This window comes from Candidatus Poriferisocius sp. (genome assembly GCF_965208355.1).
Taxonomy (GTDB): Bacteria; Actinomycetota; Acidimicrobiia; order Acidimicrobiales; family Bin134; genus Poriferisocius.
Genome location: NZ_CBDBOM010000003.1, coordinates 1,578,745 through 1,601,177, shown reverse-complemented (window position 1 = coordinate 1,601,177; position 22,433 = coordinate 1,578,745). Strand labels below are relative to the sequence as shown.

At 62.5% G+C, this 22,433-nt stretch carries 23 protein-coding genes; 7 read left to right on the top strand and 16 right to left on the bottom strand.

What is annotated here, in order from left to right:
- The first annotated feature begins 76 nt into the window (after positions 1–76).
- Together ACOGXH_RS08715 and ACOGXH_RS08710 are read left to right on the top strand one after the other, a co-directional pair.
- Entirely contained in the window at positions 77–784 is a 708-nt protein-coding gene (locus ACOGXH_RS08715) for a glycerophosphodiester phosphodiesterase (protein ID WP_419928718.1), read from the top strand.
- Positions 784–1,635: a metal ABC transporter ATP-binding protein gene (locus ACOGXH_RS08710; protein WP_419928717.1), complete on the top strand. Its 852-nt coding sequence runs from the start codon at positions 784–786 to the stop codon at positions 1,633–1,635. The genes ACOGXH_RS08715 and ACOGXH_RS08710 overlap by 1 nt, the downstream gene beginning before the upstream one ends.
- A 14-nt stretch (positions 1,636–1,649) precedes the next feature.
- Here ACOGXH_RS08710 and lepB read toward each other — a convergent pair whose 3' ends face one another.
- From lepB to arc, 9 genes are all read right to left on the bottom strand, one after another.
- Entirely contained in the window at positions 1,650–2,297 is a 648-nt protein-coding gene (gene lepB, locus ACOGXH_RS08705; protein ID WP_419928716.1) for a signal peptidase I, read from the bottom strand.
- A gap of 14 nt (positions 2,298–2,311) precedes the next feature.
- Positions 2,312–3,268 carry a helix-turn-helix transcriptional regulator gene (locus ACOGXH_RS08700; protein ID WP_419928715.1) on the bottom strand — a complete coding sequence of 319 codons (957 nt, stop codon included), beginning with the start codon at positions 3,266–3,268 and terminating at the stop codon, positions 2,312–2,314.
- The gene (locus tag ACOGXH_RS08695; RefSeq protein ID WP_419928714.1) at positions 3,265–4,182 is read right to left on the bottom strand and encodes a helix-turn-helix transcriptional regulator; all 918 of its coding nucleotides are present in this window, start codon (positions 4,180–4,182) and stop codon (positions 3,265–3,267) included. The genes ACOGXH_RS08700 and ACOGXH_RS08695 overlap by 4 nt, the downstream gene beginning before the upstream one ends.
- A gap of 64 nt (positions 4,183–4,246) precedes the next feature.
- On the bottom strand, positions 4,247–5,605 hold the full coding sequence (gene pafA / locus ACOGXH_RS08690; protein ID WP_419928713.1) for a Pup--protein ligase: 1,359 nt from the start codon (positions 5,603–5,605) through the stop codon (positions 4,247–4,249).
- 37 nt (positions 5,606–5,642) lie between these two features.
- Positions 5,643–6,314, bottom strand: a complete 672-nt coding sequence (gene prcA / locus ACOGXH_RS08685; protein WP_419930347.1) for a proteasome subunit alpha — start codon at positions 6,312–6,314, stop codon at positions 5,643–5,645.
- Between the two features lie 2 nt (positions 6,315–6,316).
- On the bottom strand, positions 6,317–7,117 hold the full coding sequence (gene prcB / locus ACOGXH_RS08680) for a proteasome subunit beta (RefSeq protein WP_419928712.1): 801 nt from the start codon (positions 7,115–7,117) through the stop codon (positions 6,317–6,319).
- 16 nt (positions 7,118–7,133) lie between these two features.
- On the bottom strand, positions 7,134–7,328 hold the full coding sequence (locus ACOGXH_RS08675; RefSeq protein ID WP_419928711.1) for a ubiquitin-like protein Pup: 195 nt from the start codon (positions 7,326–7,328) through the stop codon (positions 7,134–7,136).
- Between the two features lie 93 nt (positions 7,329–7,421).
- Entirely contained in the window at positions 7,422–8,945 is a 1,524-nt protein-coding gene (gene dop / locus ACOGXH_RS08670) for a depupylase/deamidase Dop (RefSeq protein ID WP_419928710.1), read from the bottom strand.
- 83 nt (positions 8,946–9,028) lie between these two features.
- Positions 9,029–10,789 carry a proteasome ATPase gene (gene arc, locus ACOGXH_RS08665; protein WP_419928709.1) on the bottom strand — a complete coding sequence of 587 codons (1,761 nt, stop codon included), beginning with the start codon at positions 10,787–10,789 and terminating at the stop codon, positions 9,029–9,031.
- A gap of 190 nt (positions 10,790–10,979) precedes the next feature.
- On the opposite strand from arc, the gene ACOGXH_RS08660 reads away from it, so the two are divergent.
- Positions 10,980–11,213, top strand: coding sequence for a ferredoxin (locus tag ACOGXH_RS08660; protein ID WP_419928708.1), 234 nt, complete (start codon positions 10,980–10,982; stop codon positions 11,211–11,213).
- 23 nt (positions 11,214–11,236) lie between these two features.
- Here ACOGXH_RS08660 and ACOGXH_RS08655 read toward each other — a convergent pair whose 3' ends face one another.
- From ACOGXH_RS08655 to ACOGXH_RS08625, 7 genes are all read right to left on the bottom strand, one after another.
- Positions 11,237–12,010 (bottom strand): tRNA (adenine-N1)-methyltransferase, encoded by a 774-nt coding sequence (locus tag ACOGXH_RS08655; RefSeq protein WP_419928707.1) that lies wholly within the window; start codon positions 12,008–12,010, stop codon positions 11,237–11,239.
- On the bottom strand, positions 12,007–12,219 hold the full coding sequence (locus tag ACOGXH_RS08650; protein WP_419928706.1) for a hypothetical protein: 213 nt from the start codon (positions 12,217–12,219) through the stop codon (positions 12,007–12,009). The genes ACOGXH_RS08655 and ACOGXH_RS08650 overlap by 4 nt, the downstream gene beginning before the upstream one ends.
- Positions 12,220–12,443: 224 nt before the next feature.
- The gene (locus tag ACOGXH_RS08645; RefSeq protein WP_419928705.1) at positions 12,444–12,737 is read right to left on the bottom strand and encodes a hypothetical protein; all 294 of its coding nucleotides are present in this window, start codon (positions 12,735–12,737) and stop codon (positions 12,444–12,446) included.
- Between the two features lie 102 nt (positions 12,738–12,839).
- A complete protein-coding gene (locus ACOGXH_RS08640; protein ID WP_419928704.1) occupies positions 12,840–13,460 on the bottom strand; it encodes an LON peptidase substrate-binding domain-containing protein in 621 nt (206 codons plus the stop codon).
- 41 nt (positions 13,461–13,501) lie between these two features.
- A complete protein-coding gene (locus tag ACOGXH_RS08635) occupies positions 13,502–15,001 on the bottom strand; it encodes a D-alanyl-D-alanine carboxypeptidase (RefSeq protein WP_419928703.1) in 1,500 nt (499 codons plus the stop codon).
- A gap of 5 nt (positions 15,002–15,006) precedes the next feature.
- Positions 15,007–16,470, bottom strand: a complete 1,464-nt coding sequence (locus tag ACOGXH_RS08630) for an acetate--CoA ligase family protein (protein WP_419928702.1) — start codon at positions 16,468–16,470, stop codon at positions 15,007–15,009.
- Positions 16,467–17,111 carry an acetate--CoA ligase family protein gene (locus tag ACOGXH_RS08625; protein ID WP_419928701.1) on the bottom strand — a complete coding sequence of 215 codons (645 nt, stop codon included), beginning with the start codon at positions 17,109–17,111 and terminating at the stop codon, positions 16,467–16,469. Before ACOGXH_RS08625 ends, ACOGXH_RS08630 begins: the two co-directional genes overlap by 4 nt.
- A gap of 193 nt (positions 17,112–17,304) precedes the next feature.
- Between ACOGXH_RS08625 and ACOGXH_RS08620 the strand changes: the two genes are divergently transcribed.
- The 4 genes from ACOGXH_RS08620 to tal all read left to right on the top strand — a co-directional run bounded on the left by ACOGXH_RS08620 (position 17,305) and on the right by tal (position 22,397).
- Positions 17,305–18,057: a fatty acid desaturase gene (locus ACOGXH_RS08620; protein WP_419928700.1), complete on the top strand. Its 753-nt coding sequence runs from the start codon at positions 17,305–17,307 to the stop codon at positions 18,055–18,057.
- Between the two features lie 78 nt (positions 18,058–18,135).
- Positions 18,136–19,251 carry an FIST signal transduction protein gene (locus tag ACOGXH_RS08615; protein WP_419928699.1) on the top strand — a complete coding sequence of 372 codons (1,116 nt, stop codon included), beginning with the start codon at positions 18,136–18,138 and terminating at the stop codon, positions 19,249–19,251.
- 24 nt (positions 19,252–19,275) lie between these two features.
- Positions 19,276–21,249 (top strand): transketolase, encoded by a 1,974-nt coding sequence (gene tkt / locus ACOGXH_RS08610; protein ID WP_419928698.1) that lies wholly within the window; start codon positions 19,276–19,278, stop codon positions 21,247–21,249.
- A 5-nt stretch (positions 21,250–21,254) separates the two neighbouring features.
- Positions 21,255–22,397 (top strand): transaldolase, encoded by a 1,143-nt coding sequence (tal, locus tag ACOGXH_RS08605; protein WP_419928697.1) that lies wholly within the window; start codon positions 21,255–21,257, stop codon positions 22,395–22,397.
- Positions 22,398–22,433 lie beyond the last annotated feature (36 nt).

The following is a 22,433-nucleotide window of genomic DNA, read 5'->3' as shown; positions in this document are numbered from 1 at the left end:
GAGGTTGTCCGAGCCGGAGGCAGCAACCAATGATGAAGGCGTGCCTCCCCGGATCTCTCCGCTTCGAATCCCGCCCATGGGATTCGCCCATCGGGGCGCTCGAGCCCACGAACGGGAAAACACCCTGGCTGCCTTCTCACTTGCCTTGGAGATGGGGGCTGCCGGCCTGGAGAGCGATGCCTGGGTGACCGCCGACGGCCAGGCGGTGCTCGACCATGACGGCCTGGTTCGCTCATCCCGTTGGCGTCGAAAGCGTCTTGTCTCCGATTGCCACCGCGACGAACTGCCCGACCACATCCCCGCCCTGGATGATCTGTTCATGGAGTGCGGCACCAACTTCGAGTTATCGCTCGACTTGAAGGATCCCGAGGCTGCATCGGCGGTGGTCGACAGTGTGGACGCGGCCGCCGCCGACGCCGGCGTGGCCCTCCGAGAGCGACTGTGGTTGTGCCACCCCGATGTCGACACCCTGGTCCTTCTGCGGAAGCAATGGCCCGACGTTCGCCTTTGCAATTCCACCCGGCTGAGTCGCATGGACGGTGGTCCAGAGCGGCGGGCTGCGGTGTTGGCCGAATCCGGGATCGACTCGGTGAATCTCCATCAAACCGACTGGACCGGTGGCCTGGTCACATTGTTCCACCGTTTTGGAATTCTGTGCTTCGGATGGGATGCGCAACAGCCCCGGGTGCTCAACGAATTGCTGGATATGGGTATCGACGGGGTCTATAGCGACCATGTCGATCGAATGAGAGGGGCGCTGGATAGCTGGTACCCTGACCGGTGATGAGCGATCACGCCACCTATTCAGGGGACTTGGCCACTCTGAACAAGGAACCCGTCGTTTTTGACGGCGTAGTGTTCAAATACGGCAACGGGCACATCGCTCTTTCTGGCATTAGCTGCCAATTCAAGCACGGAACCTCCACCGCTCTGGTAGGTGCCAACGGATCGGGCAAGACCACGCTGCTCCGAGTGATGTGCGGGCTGGCCCAGCCAACGCAGGGGACGCTCACCCCGGATCCCTCCAAGAAGACCATCGCCCTGGTGGCGCAACAGCACGGACAACGGGCTTGGATGCCTCTGACAGTGGCCAACGTTCTGCGCATGTCCCGATTCCGGGACCGAGGCTTGGTTAAGCGCTTCAGCGCGGCCGATCGGGTTCTTATCGAGGATTCGGCCGAGCGGCTCGAGGTGGCAGACCTGAAGAATCACCAGTTCCAAGAGTTGTCTGGAGGCCAGCGCCAGCGGGTCATGGTTGCCCAAGCATTGGCCCACGACGCTGACGTGCTGTTGATGGACGAGCCCATCACCGGCTTGGACATGCCCAGCCAAGAGACGATTCTCCGCATCATTGATGAGGAGCGCCAACGGGGCCGCATCGTGGTCATATCCACTCATCACATGGACGAAGCCGAGCTCTGCGACCAAGTGCTCCTCTTGGCTAATCGGATGGTCGCGGCAGGTGCACCCGGCGAGGTGCTCACCAACCAGAATCTCCAAGAAGCCTTCGGTCTCCGCATGGCCCACGGCGACGAAGACGACTGTGTTTTCCACGGAGAGCACGACAGCCACGAGGGCAGTGTTCCCCACGTGTTCAACGACCACGGCCACGGTCACGAGCACTTCGACCGTTAGTGGTCCGTCAGTAGCTACAGGCGCCCGAAGTCGGTCATCGGCCAAAGCCGCAGGAAGGCGTGACCGACAATGAGGTCCTCCGAGATCGGGCCGAACGTGCGGCTATCGGTGGAGTTGGGCCGGTTGTCGCCCATGACGAATACCTCTCCCGCCCCTATCAGACATCCATCATCCACGATCGCCGCGCACCCTGAGGGCATCTTGCCATTGGTTATTCCCGAAGAACTCAGATAGGGCTCATGGAGTCGCCGCCCGTCGATATACACATCCCCCTCGACAAAGGCGATGACCTCGCCGGGCAGGGCAATGACCCTCTTGATGAGATCGTCTTCTTGTCGGCCGCTGACTCCTCGGGGCCTCTCGAACACCACTAGGTCCCCGCGGTCGACATCGCCGATGTCGTAGCCCAGCTTGTTGACCAAGACCCGGTCGCCGTTGCCCAACGTGGGCTCCATGGAGGTGAACCGTATGTAGTAGGCCTGGAAGAGCACAGAGCGAAGCACCAGTGCCAGTACCAGTGCACCAGCCAAGACGGCCACCCATTCCGCAATGACACGGGCGGTGGACTTCTCCTTCTTTACGTCCGTCTCGCCGTCGTCTCCGTCACCAGGTGGCAACAGGGCTTCCGGGGACACCGGCTGTTCCGGCTGGTCGATGCTCATCGCCCTAATGTCCCCTAGCGGTACCTGGCCATCACCCGCTGGGCGGCAATTCGGGTTTGTTCAGGGGCAACCGGAGGCTCAGTACTCCGCAACTCAGCCTGGCGCCCGAGTTGCAGCAACAGCCGCTCAAGACGGCTGATTTGGCTCACTGGCATAGTGGCATCGATCTCCCCGGTGTCCAGGGCTACCTGTTCCTCGGTCGGGTACTTCTCAATGGCCCAAGAAGTACCCGGAGCCAGACGAAGCACAACCCGGGGGTCGCTCGAACGGGCCTCGAAGGCCGCCGGCTTTTGCGTCTCGTCAGGCACGTCGAAGAAGGCATCCAGAGCTTCGAGCGATCTGATCCGGTCGATGCGGAACACCCGAACGCCCCCGGCCTGCTGGCAGTGGCCCTGCACATACCAATTGCCCATCTCTGAGAAGACCCGGTACGGGTGGATGTCGCGATCGGACTCCTGTCCTCTACCGAAGCTGAAGTAGCGGATTCGAACTTGTCGGCGATCGGCGACCGCGGCCAGAAGGGGCTCAACCCACTCCTCAGCGGACTCCCCCAGGCTCACAGCCAAGTCCTCCCCTACGCTCACCCCCAGCCCTGCGGTCAGCTTGGCCAATCCCCGGCTCAACGGACCATCGGGATCGGCCCCCGACAGCAAGGCCTCTCCGGCCCCAATCAGCCCGAGGGCCTGGCCGGGCGTCAGCCGCAATGGGCGGGAGAAGTAGTCGGCGTTGCTGATTGCCACCCAACCGCCATTTTCCTCTTCATCCAACCCCATCACATATATCAGCTCGTCTGGTGTGAAGGGGTAGAGCCCCACCACGAACAGCACCCTCACCAAGTCCTCCCTCAGCTCGGCTTCGGGGTAGTCGAACCGCTGAGAAATCTCGGCCAGCTCCGCTCCGCCCTGGGACATCACCCAGGGAACAAGCTCCAGCATTCTGCGCAGCCGGTCCCCCGCACTCAATCGGCTCATCGGCTCAGTTCCTCGAGCCAGTCCACCATGGCGGTACGCAATTCCGGGGGGCCGACGATCTCGGCGTGGTCAAGGAACTCCAATACCAGCGACCGGAAGGCATCTTGACTGCGAACCACCACCTCGAACACCGCCGACCCGTCGTCGTCTTTGTCCAACGGCTCTTGTCCAAGGCGCCGGGCGGCCCACACGGCCTGTTCCGGGTCGACCCGAAGGCAGGCAATGACTGGCGCGTCGGACCCGAATTTCCACGGCTGGATCGGCACCCAACCAGGAGTGTCCTCAGGTTGCTCAAAGCCACCGGGCTGTCCCAGGGTCACATCACTTTCGATTCGGTCTACCCGGAAGGTGCGTTTGTCGTCGCGCGCCTGGTCGTGGCCGACCACATACCAGTGGCCTTGATCGAAGGCCAGGGTCCACGGTTCCACATCACGCATTTGCCCGCCATAGGCGAACTCGACCACCCGCTGTTCGGTGACACCTTGGAATAGGTCAGCCAATGCAGGATGCACCGGCACCGCGGCCAACTCGGCCTCGGTCCCCTCCCCTACTCTCCCGCCCAGCTTCCATAAGGCCTCTGATCCCGAGACCCCGTCGAATCGGACCGCGGTGGCTGCCCGGTGTAGAGCAGCAAGCTCATCGGCCTCGAAGTCCATCTCGGGAAGCGAGTAATCCTGCTTGCGAATTCGGTATCCCCAGGTCTCCCGTTCTTGACCGGGCACCGGGCCGGAAATCACCGGTATTCCGGCGTCGGCTAACTCATTCATGTCCCGATGAAAGGCCCTCTTGGCCGCCGCTCCGTTCTCCGGATAACCAGCCGAGTCGACTCCGCGGGAGATTCCCACCCTCTTGTGGATTTCCTCTATGGAGAGAAAGCGAGGCGTGTCAATCAGTGCGGCAATGAGTCGAAGCAACCGCTCCAGCCTGACTTGCTCCGGTTTCCTCCTGGAACTGGCAGCCATCAGAGCAACGCGGAGATCACAGGGATTCGATCAGCTTTTCCACCCGCTCGTCGTAGGCTCGGAACGGGTCTTTGCACAGGACAGTTCGCTGGGCCTGGTCATTCAACTTCAGGTGTACCCAGTCCACGGTGTAATCCCGTTTGCGCTCTTTGGCCCTCCGAATGAACTCTCCCCTAAGACGGGCCCTGGTAGTGGCCGGCGGGTTCTCCACCGCGTGGCTGATCTCGTCGTCCACGCATACCCGCTCGGCCATGCCCCGATTCTGCATCCGATAGAAGAGGCTGCGCGACCGGTTCACATCGTGGTATTGGAGATCCAGCAGGGCCACCCGAGGGTCGCTGAGCCTCAGGTCGTGGCGCTCCCGGTAGGCCTCAACCAGGTGGAATTTCATCACCCAGTCGCATTCCCGGCTGAGGCCGAGCGGATCAACGGCAATCTGGGTCAGGCAGTGCTCCCACATTTGCAGAGACTGCTTGTCTTGTGGCTCCAGTTCGCGACTTTCGGCGTATTTGAGGGCCCGGTCGAGGTACTCCGATTGAATCTCCAACGCACTGACCTCACGACCGCTGGCCAGGCGTATCCGCCGGGTGCAAGTCGGGTCATGGCTGATCTCCCTTATGGCCCTAATGGGGTTGTCCAGGGTCATATCCCGTAGTGCTACCGAGGGATCCTCGAGCATTCGCAACAGAATGCTGGTCGCGCCAGCCTTCAAGAATGTGGCGTACTCGCTCATATTCGAATCCCCCACGATCACATGCAACCGCCGGTAGCGCTCGGCGTCGGCATGGGGCTCGTCGCGGGTGTTGATGATGGGTCGGGATCGGGTGGTTGCGCTGGAGACGCCCTCCCAAATGTGCTCGGCCCTCTGACTCATGCAGTAGGTGGCCCCTCGGGCGGTCTGGAGCACCTTGCCCGCTCCGGCGTAGATCTGGCGGCTGACCAGGAACGGGATGAGCACCTCGGCATATTCGGAGAAATCATCCCGTCGGCTGGTGAGGTAGTTCTCATGGCAGCCATAGCTGTTTCCAGCCGAATCGGTGTTGTTCTTGAACAGGTAGATGTCCCCTTGTATCCCCTCTTCTCGGAGCCGCTGTTCTGCACTCTCGATAAGCGTCTCCAGAATGCGCTCGCCGGCCTTGTCGTGGGCCACCAGGTCGTACACTGAGTCGCACTCCGGCGTGGCGTATTCGGGATGCGAGCCCACGTCCAGGTACAGCCGGGCCCCGTTTACCAAGAAGACGTTGCTGCTGCGCCCCCAAGACACGACCCGGCGGAACAAGTACCGAGCCACCTCATCAGGGCTCAACCGGCGGTGGCCGCGAAGCGCGCACGTAACCCCGTATTCGTTCTCGATCCCGAAGATCCGCCGCTCCATGCCTAACCATTCCCCTTGCCGGAAGCTCGCCGTACCATCAGCCCAACAGCCCAGCCAGCTCGTCGCCTTCGATTCTCTGGAACGCCCGCCGCCCGGTCTCCCGCACCAAGATGGCCACCTCCAAGTCGTCGGCTTCCAGCGACCGTTCCTCCCCGGCAAGGGCCGACGCCGCGGCTTGAACCCCGTCGCCGACTTCCCAGTCCTGGTCGTAGGTCTGTCCCAGCCTCTCGGCGATGGAATCGGCCTCTCCCCCCAACACTGTGTAACCGGACTCGTCGTTCACGGTGCCGTCGTAGAGCACGTGGAACATCTGATCCCCATCGGGTTCGGTCGCCACCTCGGCCACCAGAATCTCCACTTCCATCGGCTTCATCTCGTGGGTGAAGGTCTGGCCCAGAACTTGGGCGTATTGGTTGGCCAGGCTCCGGGCGTCCACATCCTCGCGGCTGTAGGTGTAGCCCTTGAGGTCGGCGTGGCGCACGCCGGCGATGCGGAGTTGGTCGAACTCGTTGTATCGGCCCACACCGGCGAACGCAATGCGGTCGTATATCTCACTGACCTTGCGCAGGGTATTGGAGCGGTTCTCGGCGCAGATCAAGATGCCGTCGCGAACACTGAGCGCGGTCAGTGCCCGGCCCCGGGCAATGCCCTTGCGGGCGAAGTCGGCCCGATCCTTCATCAACTGCTCGGGCGCCACATAGAAGGGCATCGTCACTGCGACTCACCTCCCCGGTTCTCCAGACTGGCCAGCAGATCACGAAATCGGGCTTCGACGTCGGCATCGGCCACCCGTTGGAAGCCGTCGGCACCGATGACCGCCACCACCGGATATATCCCTCTCACCAAATCAGGACCGCCGGTAGCCGAGTCCTCCTCCGCGGTGCGGAACAGAGCCGAAACAGCCAAGTCGATCATCTCGTCGGCATCGGCGTCGGATCGGTAGCCCAGCTTGATCACTGTCCCCGCGTGGAGGCTCCCCGAGCCCCCCACGGCATACTCCCGCTCTTCGTAGCGGCCGCCGGTGACGTCGTACTGGAACAAGCGACCAGCTTCGCGGCTGGTGTCATAGCCCGCGAAGAGCGGGACCACCGCAAACCCCTGCATCGCCGCTGGAAGGTTGTTCCTTACCATCATGCCTAGCTGGTTAGCCTTGCCGTCCAGGCTTAGAGCCTTTCCTTCCACCTTCTCATAGTGCTCAAGCTGCAACTGGAACAGCCGAACCATCTCCATGGCGGGCCCAGCGGCACCGGCGATGGCCACTCCGGAGTAGTGATCGGCCGGGAATACCTTCTCGATGGTCCGGTGGCTGATGAGGTGTCCGGCGGTCGCCCGGCGGTCTCCGGCCATTACCACCCCCTGTTGGCAGCGAATGGCAACCACCGTGGTGGCATGGGCAATGGCCGTATCGGCAGCCGGGATGGCGGGCACTGGCGGGACCAGCCCTGTAGACCGCAGCAACTCCGCAAAGTTGGGGCCGGGGTCGCCCCCGGCTTCAAAGAGGGGCAACGTCACAGTTTGCAGACTACCGCTACTGTCCGCCCTTTTGGATATATGACTTCACGAAGTCCTCGGCGTTTGATTCCAACACTTCGTCGATCTCGTCCAGGAGCTCGTCGAGCTCGGCCTTCAACTCTTCGCCTTGTCCCGAAGTTGCGGGGGCGTCTTCAACCTCCGACTCCTCTCTTTGAGGTGCCGGCTTTTTGATCTGTTCTCGTTCTGCCATCTCATCCCTCTGGTACCCGGATGCGTGCCGATCACGATATCGCGCCCATCGCGAAGCGAGGACAATTTGTGGAGCTAGTGGTGTGTCGCAGGTTTAGCGGGAACCTGGTTCTCGCAGCCGGAACAACAGCTCGCTGGCGGAATCGCAATCAGCCAGGAGTTGGCCAACGTGGTCGACCGTCCCTCGGGTGGGCTCCATCATGGGAACCCGTCGCAGCGGTTCGTCGCCTACGTCGAACACAATGGAGTCCCAATTCGCCGCCACAATGCTGGGAGACCACCGTTTGAGGCACTGGCCTCGGAAGTAGGCCCGGGTATCTGTCGGCGGATCGGAGATAGCCGACCGGGCATCATCGGCGGAAATAAGCGATTCCAACCCCACTCGGGCTGCCACCGATCTCTCCGGTCGCAAGTCGTGGTACTGAAGGTCGAGAGCAGCCAGCCGGGAATCGTCGGGCCGCAGCCCGTGGCGCTGCGACAACCCCTGAATCAACCGATACTTGGCCACCCAGTCAAGCTGGCTGGCCAAGCTCATCGGATCGGCCTCCAACGAGGCCAGTACCTGCTCCCACCGGTCGATCACCATTTCTCCCACCGGGCCGCCCACTGCATCCAGCCCATGGCTGTCGGCGTACTTTCGAGCCTGGTCCAAGAGGTCCCATTGGATCTCCAGGGCGGTGGCGGAAGTTCCGTCGGCCAGTTCCAGGGGCTTGGTCAGGCTCACGTCGTAGGACACTTGCCGCATGGCCTGAACTGGAGCGCGAAAGCGGAACTCCCGGGGCAAGACGTTGTCCTCGACCATGGCCAGGACGATCGCGGAGGTCCCCACCTTGAGAAAGGTGGCCACCTCCGACATGTTGGCATCGCCGGTGATGACGTGCAGACGGCGGTAGTGCCGGGCGTCGGCGTGGGGCTCGTCCCGGGTGTTGATGATGGGCCGCTTGAGGGTGGTCTCCAGGCCAACCTCCTCCTCGAAGAAGTCGGCCCGCTGGGTGATCTGAAACGGCACCTCGGCAGTCGTGAGTCCGGGGGCCTCCGATCCGACCTTGCCCGACCCAGTGAAGATCTGACGGGTCACCAAGTGCGCGGTGGCATGAACCACGATCTGGAAGAAAGGCGTGGTGCGAGCCATGAGGTAGTTCTCATGGCACCCATAGCTGTTGCCTTTGCCATCCGAGTTGTTCTTGTAGACCACAAGCTCCTGGCCTTGGGGCAAGACTTGGGCGGCTGCCTCCATTGAGCGGATCAAGATCAGTTCGCCGGCTTTGTCGAAGCGGGTCACGTCCAAGGCGTTGCTGCATTCGGGAGTAGAGAGCTCGGGGTGGGCATGGTCCACGTAGTACCGGGCGCCGTTGGTCAGCACGGCATTCACCAGGTGCGTCTCTATTTCGGGGGCCAGCGATCCCAGTGGAGCAATGCCCCGGATGTCGTTGCCGGGCATCTCGTCTTCGAAGTCCCAGTTCACTCCGGCTGCTGGTCCTCCCTCTCCGGTGCGCTCCACCTCCGAGAGATAGGAGTTGATGAGCAGGGAGGAAGCCGAGATTGGGTTTGCATCCTCGGTGCCGGTATGGGCGATCCCGAACTCGGTCTCAATACCGCAGATCTTTGGAACCGCCATGCTCGGCACGCTACATGACTTGAGCGGGGCACCACATGACCTGGGCAGTATGACTTGGGAACCCAGTCAGGCGGTTCCCCAGATCAGAGATATTGGCCGGGGCCTATTGCCTCGATGGAGCGACCGCCCTGACTTGACTCCTCGTCGGAGAGCAGCGTGCGGACAAACACGATCCGCTCTCCCTTCTTGCCCGAGATCTTGGCCCAGTCGTCGGGGTTCGTGGTGTTGGGCAGATCTTCGTGCTCCCGGTACTCCTGGTGAACCGAGTCCAAGAGGTCGTTGATGTGAATTCCCGGGGATCCGCCCGCCAGCAGTCGCTTGATGGCCAATTTCTTGGCCCGCCGAACCACATTCTCGATCATGGCTCCCGAGGCGAAGTCCTTGAAATACATGATCTCCTTGTCACCGTTCTGGTAGGTGACCTCCAAGAACTGGTTGCGCTCCTCTTCCAAGAACATCTCGGCCACTGCCTGCTCGACCATGGCCTGGATGGCCTTGTCCGGATCGCCGCCGCCCAGTCCCTCTACCATTTCGGCCGAAATGGGCAGATCGGAGGTGAGATAGCGGGAGAAGATGGCGCAAGCCGCATCGGCGTCGGGACGCTGAATCTTGATCTTCACATCCAGGCGTCCGGGCCTCAGAATGGCCGGGTCGATAAGGTCCTCACGGTTGGACGCCCCGATGACAATCACGTTCTTCAGAGCTTCGACACCATCAATCTCAGCCAGAAGCTGAGGCACCACAGTGGATTCCATATCAGAGCTGATTCCGGTGCCCCGGGTGCGGAACAACGACTCCATCTCGTCGAAGAACACAATCACTGGCCAGCCCTCAGCCGACTTCTCCCGGGCCCGTTGGAACACCAACCTGATCTGGCGCTCAGTCTCTCCCACGTATTTGTTGAGCAGCTCCGGACCCTTGATGTTCAAGAAATAGGAACGCGCCTCTCGGTCGGAGCTGATTTCTGCCACCTTGCTGGCCAATGAGTTGGCAACCGCCTTGGCGATCAGGGTCTTGCCGCAACCCGGCGGGCCGTACAGCAGGATGCCCTTCGGGGCGGGCAGCTGGTACTCGGCAAATAGATCATGGTGTACGAAAGGAAGCTCGACTGCGTCGGTAATCTGCTCGATTTGCTCGTCAAGTCCACCAACCTGCTCATAGGTGATGTCGGGCACTTCTTCCAGCACCAGATCTTCCACCTCGGGCCGGGGCAGGCGCTCGACCAACAGGCCCGACCGGGAGTCCATTAGCGCGGTGTCCCCGCTCTTGAGGGGTTGGTCGATCAGCTCAGTGGCCAACTCCACCACTCGCTCCTCATCGGCCCGGCCGACAATGAGGGCCCGCAGACCGCCGGGCAGCAGCTCCTTTATGGTCACCACCTCGCCGGTTCCATCGCCTACCCGAGACAGAACGACATTCAGCGATTCATTCAACACCACCTCTTGTCCCCGGTTCAGCTCCTCCGACTCGATCTCCGGATGGAGGGCAACCCGCATCTTGCGGCCCCCGGAGAACACGTCAACCGTGCCGTCGTCATTGCGGCCCAGCAGCGTCCCATAGGCCGATGGCGGCTGGGTGAGCTTGTCCACTTCGTCTCGAAGGGCGGAAATATGCTCTCGGGCTTCCCGAAGTGTGTAGGTGAGCTTTTCGTTCTGAGAGACGGCTTTGGCCAATTGCCCCTTGGTCTCCAGCAGCCGCTCCTCTAGGGTGCGGACTCGCTTCGGCGCGTCCTGGAGCCGCTGGCGAAGGGTCGCCACCTCCTCTTGCAGCGCCTCCAGCTGCTCTGTCGGGGGGATATCCTCCTGCGGCCCTTCCGTTGCCGATGCCGCGTCGCCGTCTGCCATACCAGCCCGACTTTACACGTACTAGACCGCATTGCCGACGCAAGTTCCCGGCCGGACTCTTTCCCACCCAGGCAATTTTCTGCTGCGTGGGCGGAGATCGACTGTGCGTCGGTTACACTGAGAGCGCACCCAGCGTCTACCATGCTTGCCGTCCACTGTCAGTCAGGAAAGGGCCCCAGCACCGATGCAAATGAAGGTCTGGATCGATCAAGATCTCTGCACTGGTGACGGTCTCTGTGAAGAGATCGCTCCCGATGTCTTCACTCTGCTGGACGACGGTCTCGCCTATGTGAAAGAGGGCGACAAGGTTTTCAGCGAGCCAGGGGGAGTCGACGGACTGGCCATCGTCCCCGAAGGCCAAGAAGAGGCCACCATAGAGTCGGCTGAAGAATGCCCGGGAGAGTGCATATTCATCGAGGTATAAGCCTCGCGTTGTAGTCCTCGGAGTCAGCCCGCGAGGCGTCGAGCCGAGGTAATAAAGCCGGTGTGGCCCACCATTCGATGCTCAGGTCTGACCGCGTCGCCCCTGACGTGCCAGTCACGGTGGAGAACTTCCACGGTGGACACCGAAGCCCAGGGTCCGGGCTCGCAGGCTTCCCGCAGCTGTACCGCCTGCACGATGCTTGGCGTGTAGGCCACCAAGATGCCGCCGGGGTTCAAGGAGCTCGCCGCATGGGGCACCACCTGCCACGGTTCGGGCAAGTCCAGCACGACACGGTCCAGCCCTTCGGCGCCGATTCCCTGATAGCAGTCCCGTATCTCCACTTTGTAGCGGTCAACAGCCTCCGAGCCGAGAAAACTGGTCACGTTCTCGATGGCCCGTTGGGCGAAGTCCTCTCTGATTTCGTAGCCCTGCACCAACGCGCCGGCTCGCAACAGGCTCAGAGACAACGCTCCTGAGCCCACTCCCGACTCCAGCACTCGGGCGCCGGGATACACATCGGCCTGCATGAGGATGGCCGCGCTGTCCTTGGGATACACCACCTGTGCCCCCCGAGGCATCTTCAGCACGTAGTCGCGCAGGGTGGGGCGCCAAACAGTCAATTCGGCATTGCGGGTCGTCCGCACCTGCATGCCCTCGGTGCCGCCGATCAATTCGTCGTGGGCCACCAACCCCGCGTGGGTATGGAAATCCCGGCCCTCAACCAAATTGGTGAGATAACGGCGGCCCTTTCGGTCGGTGAGCAGGACAAGCTCGCCGGCCCTGAGCAACCGGCTCACTGTGAATCGTCGGGCAGATGGGAGATGTGGATGCTCTCACCGGGGCGGAGCTCCTCAACAAGAACAGTTCGCAGCCGACGGGTATTCGCCACCCGGTTCAACAGGCGGAGACCCCAGGCAATTCCCCCCAAGATGAGCCATCCCCGACTACCTCCCATGATGCCGCGCCTGATGGCTTGTCGGCGCAGGTATCCCAAAGGATCGGGCATGTCTGTTCAGACCCGGCGAACTTCGACCACAGTCCGGCTAGCGCGGCCGCGCCTGCGCCCCAACCAGAAAGCCACCGCCGCCAGTACCACGAGAGCTACCATTCCCGCACCCAGAACCGGGGTGCGAGCCGTTTCCGCAGTATGGTCGAAGCCCCCCTTCAGCTCTTCGAACTTGTCTCTGATGTCGTCCCGATCGATTGGACCGCGGTCCAAATTCCAATCACTCACGAGCGGTCTCCCTTCGAGAGCCGAGCTCTGACTACAAACGCCGCGGCCAGCACCGCTACGACACCGGCGAGCACCACCACATAGGGCAAGGCGCTCATGTTGCCGTCGAAGACACCAGATGCCTCAGTTTGGAGCAGGCGCAATCCGCCAATGACCAAAAAGATGAGTCCGATGCCGATGCTCAACGCGCCCAGCAGCCCGAGTTTCAGCGTCTTGCCGAGGCGCGTCAGCGGCGTCAGGATCTCCTGTCGGGCGTATCCGATCAACAGGTCCTTTAGCTCTTCGACCACCTTCTTTGGCGAATTGCCCCTCTTAGCGGCTGTTGAACGCTTCGACAATTGTCCTCCCGCGAGTTCTTCCGGCAAGTAGCCAGCCTACCCCGGTGGTATCCGCTACCCCATTTCGATTCTGGCTCGAATGATCTCTTCAGCAACAGTCAGGGAATCCCCCAACAGATCCAAACGGCGAGCAGCGTTCGCGGCCGTCAAAAGCCCCTGGCGGTCAAGTGGACCCATAGGAGACAGAGACGCGAGCTGCCAGACGGCGGTCAAAGGGTCATTAGACACCTCGAAGGTCGCCGGAGGACCGGGAACTCCCAATTCGGACTGCAAGGCCAGTACCCGGCGCCATGAAGCCACCACGGAGGGCAGACCAGCATCCATTTCGGCCCCCTCGTCGTAGCCGAGTTCATCATCAGGCCAGTCTTGTACCTCGGCCCGGGGATAGGGATCATCCTCCAGCCACCGGGAGACCCGAATGCGCCGGGTGCCTTCGGCCACCAGACCCCACCGACCATCGGGGAACTCCTGGGAATCGACAATTCTGGCCATAGTTCCGGCGTCTGTTCGGATGTCTCCACCACCTACCTCGCTGCCCCGCTCTATGAGCACCACCCCGAACTCCCGGTCACCGTCCAGGCAGTCTTTCGTCATCTGCCGGTAGCGGGGTTCGAAGACGTGGATGGGCACCACCATGGTGGGCAACAGCACCATGCCCAGCGGAAACATCGGCATTGGGGCAGCAGTCGTCATTCTCTCAGTACCGGTTGACCCGATCAGCCGGAGCGGAGCGGTTCTAGCTGGATATCGTCAAGGCTCGGCTTGGATTCGAGGGAGGCCAAATGGGTGACGATGCGACCTTCCAGTTCTCTGAGGGTCCGATTGTCCTGCACGCCTTGTTGGTTGGCGATGAATGCGAACGTCAACTCCTGGCCTCGGCCGATGTCGATATAGCCGACCATCGCGGTGGCGTTCGACGAGCCGCCTGAAAAGGCTCTGATCCGCCCGGGATTCTCGACCCCTGCAAATCGGCTCTGAAGCGAGGGGTCCTCAGCAGCGGTGGGCAGCAATTCATGGAAGAAGGGACTGAACTCTTCGCTGTCGAGCAGCGCAGTGAACACCGGGCAGGTCGCGACATTGGCCGGATCTAGGCCAGAGCCATCGAACTGGAGCAGTTGGAACTCTTCGACATCAACCCCGATACCCGCAAGGACGGTCTCCACAGCCCGAGACCCGGCCCGCGTGCTGCCCAATCCAGAGGTCACCTGACCGATCTCCTTGAGCAGCAGCTCAGTGGTCTCGATATCTCGATTGTCGAGAATCTGCTGGTAGTGATCCGATAGGGGGGCCGACTTGATGGTGGCCAAGACATAGACCTCTTCCTCGTCGGGGACTGCCTCAGAACGGGGACTGCGGCGAATGACCACGTCTCGGGCTTCCAGCATGTCATCGAAGAGGGCGGCGGCGTAGAACGGCGGATTCTCAGCGGCCTGGTAGCCGACTGCTTCTTCCGGAGCATCCTCGACCACTTCTTCGCCCTCCCCGGCCGGATCCGGAACTGGGAACTGCACCCAACCGTCATCGAATTGAAGAGCCAGAAGGGTGCCGATGTTCTCCGATGCGACCAGGCTCTCCGGCCAGGTGCCAACGTAGAGAAGATCGTCATAACGAGTGGCGTCGCCCACTACGGCTCCAGTCACCAAGGCCAAGCCATCGTCAACCAGTTGCTGGGCCAGATTCTCGACCGTGGTGTGGAGTCGGTTTTCACCCGGCTCCAATGTGGCCGCGAACTCTGGGGTCAACAGCAAAGGATCTCCCCCGCCGACCAGATAGATGTCGCCGTTAACTACGCCGCCTTCCATCGGAACGACCGACAGCACGGAGGTGGAAAAAGCGTGATCGGGTCCGAGCTCCCGTTGAGCGGTGGCCAAAGTGAGCAGGAGAAAGGCCTCAGTTGGCATCACCTGGATGCTCGCGTTGCTCTCGTAAAACGCAGGGCCTCGGTCGTCGAGGGTCACGTGGACACAGGCCGACGAAGGCGCAGTTGCCATCAGTTCGTCCAGGGTGTCAAAGAAATCAGGCTTGGTCAGCGACGGAGCCAGCAGCGGGGTGAGTCGGCGGGTGGAGACGAGAGGGGTGCCGACGCCCGGTGGCACTGAGTCATCGGTGGCCACCTCGCCCAAATTCTCGTGAAGCTGATCGTTGAGGTAGTTGGAGCCGAATAACGCCGCGAAGGCCACTGCAAGCAGCAGAACAGGCATAACGATTCGACGCACTGCGGTCATCCTAGGTGCCGTCTGCGCCACCGGGCGTGCCACCACAAGTGGTGCAGGGCTCGCACGGCGCGGTCGGCGGAAGGAAAGCAATAGCGGCTCTCAGCAGCCATTGTGGCCGGGCCGGCATTGCCCGGTTGGGTGACGGCCAATTCGGTGGCAGCCAATATTGGTTTGCCGGTCCGCCGGGAGGCTTCGGCCGCGGCTGCTGCAAAACGGCCGTCTTGGCGCTCGTGGTACTCGCATATGCGGGCTAGATCAGCTGACTCGAAAAACGGGCCCGAACGCAGATGGGACGCGGTATTGGCTTGGATGCCCATGCCGAGATAGATCACCGCGTCGACCTCCGGGTGGTCGGCCACCAGATTGATGGCTTCCGGGATGGTGTCGCGGCTCTCGCCTCCGGCCAGGTCGATCGGATTGTTGCGGCTCCAGCGGGGCGGGACGAGGCCGTCAATGGCCGATTCCAAGTCGGCGGGCAGGGAGATCAGCTCCAATCCCGAATTGGAAACCGCGTCGGCCGCTATCACTCCCCACCCGCCTGCGCTGGAGAGCACCAGGGTGCGGGGGCCTGTCGGCAAAGGCTGGGTGGCAAACGCAGCCACCGCGTCGTAGGCCTCCTCGATGGTGGCGGCTCTGATTGCTCCGCATTGGCGAACCATGCCGTCGAATACCCGGTCGTCGGTGGCCAGTGCCCCGGTGTGGCTGGCCGCGGCCTGAGCTCCCCGCGGGGTAATTCCCCCTTTGACTAGGACAACGGGCTTGGCCTCGGCCGCCTCCCGGATGGCCCCCGCGAATTGCCGGCCGTCGCCAACACCTTCGACATAGGCGGCCATCGCCTTGGTGAAGGGGTCCTTGGCGAACCAGCCTAGATAGTCAACCACTCCCACCATTGCGGCATTGCCCGCGCTCACTGCTCGGCTGATGCCCACCCCGCTATGGACGGCATAATTCATGAAGGCCGATACCAAATTGCCTGATTGGCTGGCCACGGCGATGGGACCAGGAGGCGGCACTGGGGCCACTATCTGGGCCGCGAGTTTGGCCGGAGTGGAGATCAACCCTTGGCCGTTGGGCCCGGCTACAACCATTCCCAGCGAATCAGCCAGCTCGATCAACTGCTCTTCCGCTTGGGCTCCCTCTGCCCCCGCCTCTCGGAATCCTCCAGAGGCAATGAATGCCGCGCCGATTCCCCGGTCTGCCGCCGACCTCAAAATGTCGGGGCACGTAGAGGGCGGAGTGCAGACCATCACCAGATCGGCAGCTCCGTCTGGCACCTCATCGACCGAGGACAAGGTGTTGATCCCCAGAATGGTCGGCTGATCAGGGTTGGTCGCGAATATTCGCCCGCTGAATCCGCCTGCCAGCACGTTGTGGAGGGCCACGAAGCCAAACTTCCCGGGGTGAGTGGAGGCTCCGGCCACCACAATTCCTCGGGGATTGAAAAGGAGGTCAAACGGGGTCGAAGTCATGGAGCGCTCATCACGACCAAGCCATCGACCGCCACGGGTCGGCCATCTCGAATCACCAGGGGATTAACGTCGATGGCCTCGATCTCGTCCTCGCAGCCGGCCTGAGCCAGACCAAACAGGGTGGTTACCAGAGCATCTCGGTCTACTGCCGGCTCGCCCCGCAGTGGAGCCAGAAGAGCAGGCGCGCCCAAGTCCTCGATCATGTCTTGACAATCGGCTTTGCTCACCGGCAGAAGCCGGAACACCACTTCCCCCACCGCTTCGGTCAGCACTCCGCCCAAGCCGAGCATGAGCGCGGTCCCGAACTGCTCGGTGCGAACCACCCCGGCAATAAGCTCCCGGTGCCCTTCGACCATTTCCGATATCAGCAAGCTCACCTCTCCGTCTTCTTCGGTGGCCAGGGCCAGCAGTTCCTCGGCCGCAGACCGCACTGTTTCGGGTCTGTCCAGCCCCAAACGCACCAGCCCTCTCTCGCTCTTGTGGGCCAGCGTCGGACCGCACAGCTTCACTACTACCGAGCCCCCGATTTCCGCCGCTGCATTCACCGCTGCTTCCACTGAATGGGCCAGCGTGTCTCGGCTGATCTCAACACCGTGGCTGGCCAGCAACCGCTTAGACTCGAATTCCGACAACACCCCCATCCCGCCCAAGCTATCTTCCAACACCCGGTTCGCTCACTCCGGCCACCGCCCAATACCCTGACCTGCAGGGGGATCTGTTGGGGCAGTACCGTTGAGCGGGCCTCAACCTCATGTAACCCCCGTCCGTCCTCTAGGGTCACACTCGTGGCTGCCGCAATCGGCGGTCGTGCCTGACTCGTTGGGAGTTCAATCAGTGCAGTTTGTGATCGCGATCGTGGTAGGAATCGCTCTCACCCAGTTGGCCAATCTGGCCACGACGGTGTACCTGCACCGGGATTTGGCCCATAAGGCTGTGCAGCTCCATCCCGCGCTTCGCAGCACCTTCAAGGTGTTTTTGTGGATGGCCACCGGCATCTCCGCTCGACAATGGGCCGCAGTCCACCGCAAGCACCATGCATACACCGACGCCCCTGAAGACCCCCACTCCCCCGCCCGGCTGGGCTGGCTGCGGGTTCAGCTCACAAACGCCGCCCTCTACCGGAGATCGGCTCGCGATCCCCTCACCACGGAGCGCTACGCCAAGGACATCCCGGTTACCAAGCCCGATCGTTGGCTGCTCAACCGCGGGATTATCGGATTGGTCCTGGGTATAGCCATCCTCGTTTGGTGGCTGGGCGTACTGCCCGGCATCGTGGCCGTGGTGGTCCACACCGTGGGCTATATCGGACTGGGAGGCTCGGTGAACGGAGTGGCTCACACATTCGGTCGCCGACCATTCGACAACAGCGCCACCAATGTCACCTGGCTGGCGTGGCTCACCTGCGGTGAGGGATACCACAACAATCACCATGCCGCGCCAACGTCGGCCCGCTTCGCTCGCCGCTGGCATGATTTCGACCTGGGCTGGTGGTTCATCAGCGTGGCCAGCATGCTGGGATTGGCTCGAATCCGCCACGCCGACGTTGACACCCTGGCCGCTCGTACCACCACCTCAGTCCAGGTTTGATCCCGGATTTACTCCGGGGTGATGTAACATAGCGTTTTTTCCGCTGCCAGCGCCTCCTGCCGGGCTAGCGTGCAGGTAGTGAGCAGGTATGGGGCCGCTTTGTCGGAGCATCCCGATTCGGCCAGCGCCGTTGGCGAGGTGCTTGGTGAGATACTCGAGGCAGTAGGCCCTTCTCCTGATTTGGCCGTGGTGTTCACCTCTGCGTCACACCGCGAGGCAATCAGCGAGGTGGCTGACGCAATACACCAGGTGCTGACCCCGTCGGCCCTTGTCGGGGCCACCGCGATTTCGGTGATCGGCGGGCCTCTCGAGGTGGAAGAGCGTCCAGCCGTGTCCCTGTGGGCTGCTTCCCAGTGCCCTGCCCAATCGGTTCGGCTCGAAGCGGTTCGAGGCCCTGACGGCTGGGCCGTGGGAGGGATGCCGGCCAACGCCGCAGGAACCCTCCTAGTGCTCCCCGACCCCTTCACCTTTCCCAGCGATGCCCTTCTGAACACGGGCAGTGAGACGACGGTAGTGGGAGGGCTGGCTTCGGCTGCCGGCCGACCGGGAGGCAACCGCCTGATCCTGGGTCGGCAGGTCTTCGATGACGGCGCGGTGGGGGTTCTCCTCGATCCCCAAGTCGAAGTTCGCACCGTCGTTTCCCAGGGTTGCCGTCCCATAGGCCAGCCGTTCACGATCACCAAGTCGGAGGGCAATATCGTCTCTGAGATGGGGGGCCGACCGGCGGTAGACCGCCTGCGGGAAATTCTGCTGGGGTTGGATGATGCCGAGCGGGCGCTGGTGTCGAAGGGCCTGCACATCGGAATCGTCATCGACGAGCACAAGTCCGAGTTCGATAGGGGGGATTTCCTGATCCGCGGACTGATCGGCGCTGACGAGGACTCCGGAGCGCTAGCCGTGGGCGATTCTCTGGAAGTGGGGACCACGGTCCAATTCCAAGTCCGGGATGCGGCCACCGCCGACGAAGATCTCCGCGAGCTTATGGCCGATGCCTCGGCTGCATCCGCTCTGGTGTTCACCTGCAATGGCCGGGGCACCCATTTGTTCGAAGGGCCTGACCACGACGCTGCCGTGGTCTTTGAAGCCCTGCAAAGAGCACCCGTGGCGGGAATGTTCTGCGCCGGCGAACTCGGCCCGATTGGCGGCCGCAATTTCCTTCACGGGTTCACCGCTTCGGTGGTGCTGTTCCCATGACCACCTGAAAGGATCGATACTTCTATGGCTGCGTTTCCCGCTGCTCTCGAAGCCCAAGGCATCAGCGTCATCCGCGGTCTGGCCATGGACGCGCCCCACCAAGCCCGCTCCGGGCATCAGGGAACGGCCATGGCCATGGCACCGCTGGCCCACGTCCTCTGGACCCGCATCATGCGCTACGACGCTGACGACCCGGGGTGGCCCGACCGAGACCGTTTCGTGCTCAGCGCCGGTCATGCGTCCATCCTCTTGTACACCATGCTCCACCTGACTGGTCAAGGACTGTCCCTCGACGACCTGCGGGACTTCCGCCAATGGGGCAGTCGCACTCCCGGACACCCCGAAACCGGCCACACCGCGGGCGTTGAAGTCACGACCGGCCCGCTTGGGCAGGGCATAGCCAACGCGGTGGGAATGGCGGTTGCCGAGCGCTGGCTGCGCCACCGATTCGGGACCGAGGTCTGCGACCACCGAGTGTTTGCCCTGTGCAGCGACGGCGACCTCTCCGAGGGAATCAGCCATGAGGCTTCCTCGCTGGCCGGCCATCAGCGACTTGACCGGCTGACCTGCATATACGACGACAACCGGATAACTATCGACGGATCCACCGATCTCTCCCTGTCCGACGACGCCGCCCAGCGATTTGCCGCTTATGGCTGGCACGTTGTGAATCTGGGAGAAGCGGCCGAAGACCTCGACTCCCTCGAAGCCGGGATCCGCACCGCTATGGCGGTTGACGACGCTCCGTCCCTGATCATTGTGCGCAGCCACGTCGCCTATCCCTCCCCCGGGCAGACCGACAACCACGAAGCCCATGGCTACTCGCTGTTCGAAGAGGAGATTGCCGCCACCAAGGCAGTCATGGGATTGCCGGCGGACGAGTCGTTCTATGTTCCTGCCGACGTGGTCGACGCCTACCGGGCTTCCGGCCGCCGGGGCGCTCACGAGAGAACCTCGTGGCAGCAGCGGATTGAGGCCCTAGGTCCCCAACGCTCGGAGTTCGAGGCCTGCCTGGCTGGCCGAGGCCTGCCTGGCTGGGAGAACAAGCTGCCGTCTTGGCCAGCGGGTGAGTCGGTTGCCACCCGCAAGGCCAGCTCCGCGTGCCTCAACGCCATGGCCGACGTGGTCCCTGGCCTGGTGGCGGGGGGAGCTGACCTCACCGGTAATACCGGCACCAACCTCGCCGACACCGAGCCGCTGAACTCAGCCCATCCTGCGGGACGCCAGCTCTACTTCGGCATTCGAGAGCATGCCATGGGCGCCCTGCTCAACGGGGCCGCCCTGCATGGTGGCTTGGTGCCGGTAGGCGGGACATTCCTGGTGTTCAGCGACTACATGCGGCCCGCAGTTCGCCTGGCCGCGCTGTCGGGGGCCCACAGCATCTTCGTCTGGAGCCACGACTCGGTGGGCGTGGGCGAGGACGGCCCCACTCACCAGCCGATCGAGCAGGTCATGTCGCTGAGAGCCATACCCGGCCTGCGAGTATTTCGCCCGGCTGACGGCAACGAGGTAGCCCAGGCATGGCGGCTGGCCGTCGATAACGACGGCCCCAGCGCCATGATCCTCACTCGCCAGAATGTGCCCACCCTGGAAGGTTCCTCGGCCTCCGACGGAGTAGCCCGAGGCGCCTATACCCTGGCGGACTGCTCTGAACCCGATGTGATTCTGGTAGGCACGGGCAGCGAGGTGTCGGTTTGCGTGGACGCGGCCACTGCTCTGAGCCAGCAGGGCATTGCCGCCCGAGTGGTCTCCATGCCCTGCTGGGAACTGTTCGCTGAGCAAGATCCGACCTATCGAGACGCCGTGCTGCCGGCCAGCGTGCCCAAGCTGTCGGTGGAAGCCGGGGTGACGCTGGGCTGGGAGCGGTGGGTGGACCTTCCCGTCGGCATCGACCGTTTCGGAGCATCGGCTCCTGGGTCGGTCGTGCTGGACAAGCTGGGCATGAATCCGGCCAATGTCGCCGCACAGGCTATGTCGCTGGTCAACAGCAAGGAGTAACGACAATGAGCAGTCTCCATGACTTGTATCGCGACTACGGGCAGAGCCCATGGCTGGACAATCTGCGCCGTGATTGGATCAACAACGGAGAGCTCTCCCGTTGGGTAGAGCGGGGAGTTCGAGGACTGACCTCCAATCCCAGCATTTTCCAGAAGGCCATGACCTCGGGAGACGAATACGACGAGCAGTTCTCCAGGCTGTTGGCCGATGGCATGAGTGTTGCCGATGCCTACTGGGAACTGGTTCTGACCGACATTGGCGGCGCGCTCGACGCGCTGGCCCCAGTGCATGAGGAAAGCGACGGGATTGACGGTTTCGTTTCCGTGGAAGTCGATCCGAAGCTTGCCCGCGACACCGACAGCACCCTGGCCGCGGCCCGAGCCCTCAACCAGCGCGTTGACCGTTCCAATCTATATGTGAAGATCCCCGGAACGGCTGAGGGTTTGCCCGCCATTCAATCCATGACCGCCGAGGGTCGAAGCGTCAACGTGACCCTGCTGTTCTCCTTGTCCCGCTATGCCGACGTCATCGAGGCCTACCTCTGCGGCTTAGAGGAATGCGAGGGCGATCTGTCTGCGGTGTCTGGGGTGGCGTCGTTTTTCATTAGTCGCACTGATACCGAGGTAGACCGCCGACTCGAGGCCATCGGAACCCCCGAAGCCCTGGCTCTGCGGGGCCAAACCGCGGTGGCCCAAGGCCAAGTGGCCTATCAAATCTTCAACCAGAAGTTCTCAGGCCCCCGCTGGGAGGCCCTGGAGGCACGGGGAGCGCGCGTCCAAAGGCCCCTGTGGGCTTCCACTTCCACCAAGAACCCGGCTTATCCTGACACCCTCTATGTCGACCAGCTCATCGGACCCGACACCGTGAATACACTGCCCGATGCCACCCTGGAGGCGTTCTTGGACCATGGCGAGCTGGCCCGCACCGTGGATGCCGACCCAGCCACTGCCCAAGCGGTCCTGGATAGAGTCACCGACGTGGGTGTGGATCTGGAGGCAGTGGCCCACCGCCTGGAAGACGAAGGAGTGTCGGCTTTCGTGAAGTCGTTCGATGACTTGATCGAGAGCCTGACCGCCACCGCTGACCGATTGATGGAAGGCCAAGTCGCTGAAGCCCAGCGTCGTGACCATTTGAAGGGCAATCAGTGACCATCGCCGATCAGGGCAGCCGGGACTTGTTGGAGC

Excerpts from the sequence above, each read along its gene's own strand:
- ACOGXH_RS08715 (WP_419928718.1), top strand. The coding sequence starts at position 77 with ATGGGATTCGCCCATCGGGGCGCTCGAGCCCACGAACGGGAAAACACC.
- ACOGXH_RS08710 (WP_419928717.1), top strand. The coding sequence starts at position 784 with ATGAGCGATCACGCCACCTATTCAGGGGACTTGGCCACTCTGAACAAG.
- lepB (WP_419928716.1), bottom strand. The coding sequence starts at position 2,297 with ATGAGCATCGACCAGCCGGAACAGCCGGTGTCCCCGGAAGCCCTGTTG.
- ACOGXH_RS08700 (WP_419928715.1), bottom strand. The coding sequence starts at position 3,268 with ATGAGCCGATTGAGTGCGGGGGACCGGCTGCGCAGAATGCTGGAGCTT.
- pafA (WP_419928713.1), bottom strand. The coding sequence starts at position 5,605 with ATGGAGCGGCGGATCTTCGGGATCGAGAACGAATACGGGGTTACGTGC.
- prcA (WP_419930347.1), bottom strand. The coding sequence starts at position 6,314 with ATGCCCTTCTATGTGGCGCCCGAGCAGTTGATGAAGGATCGGGCCGAC.
- ACOGXH_RS08675 (WP_419928711.1), bottom strand. The coding sequence starts at position 7,328 with ATGGCAGAACGAGAACAGATCAAAAAGCCGGCACCTCAAAGAGAGGAG.
- dop (WP_419928710.1), bottom strand. The coding sequence starts at position 8,945 with ATGGCGGTTCCAAAGATCTGCGGTATTGAGACCGAGTTCGGGATCGCC.
- arc (WP_419928709.1), bottom strand. The coding sequence starts at position 10,789 with ATGGCAGACGGCGACGCGGCATCGGCAACGGAAGGGCCGCAGGAGGAT.
- ACOGXH_RS08660 (WP_419928708.1), top strand. The coding sequence starts at position 10,980 with ATGAAGGTCTGGATCGATCAAGATCTCTGCACTGGTGACGGTCTCTGT.
- ACOGXH_RS08650 (WP_419928706.1), bottom strand. The coding sequence starts at position 12,219 with ATGCCCGATCCTTTGGGATACCTGCGCCGACAAGCCATCAGGCGCGGC.
- ACOGXH_RS08640 (WP_419928704.1), bottom strand. The coding sequence starts at position 13,460 with ATGCCGATGTTTCCGCTGGGCATGGTGCTGTTGCCCACCATGGTGGTG.
- ACOGXH_RS08630 (WP_419928702.1), bottom strand. The coding sequence starts at position 16,470 with ATGACTTCGACCCCGTTTGACCTCCTTTTCAATCCCCGAGGAATTGTG.
- ACOGXH_RS08625 (WP_419928701.1), bottom strand. The coding sequence starts at position 17,111 with ATGGGGGTGTTGTCGGAATTCGAGTCTAAGCGGTTGCTGGCCAGCCAC.
- tkt (WP_419928698.1), top strand. The coding sequence starts at position 19,276 with ATGGCTGCGTTTCCCGCTGCTCTCGAAGCCCAAGGCATCAGCGTCATC.
- tal (WP_419928697.1), top strand. The coding sequence starts at position 21,255 with ATGAGCAGTCTCCATGACTTGTATCGCGACTACGGGCAGAGCCCATGG.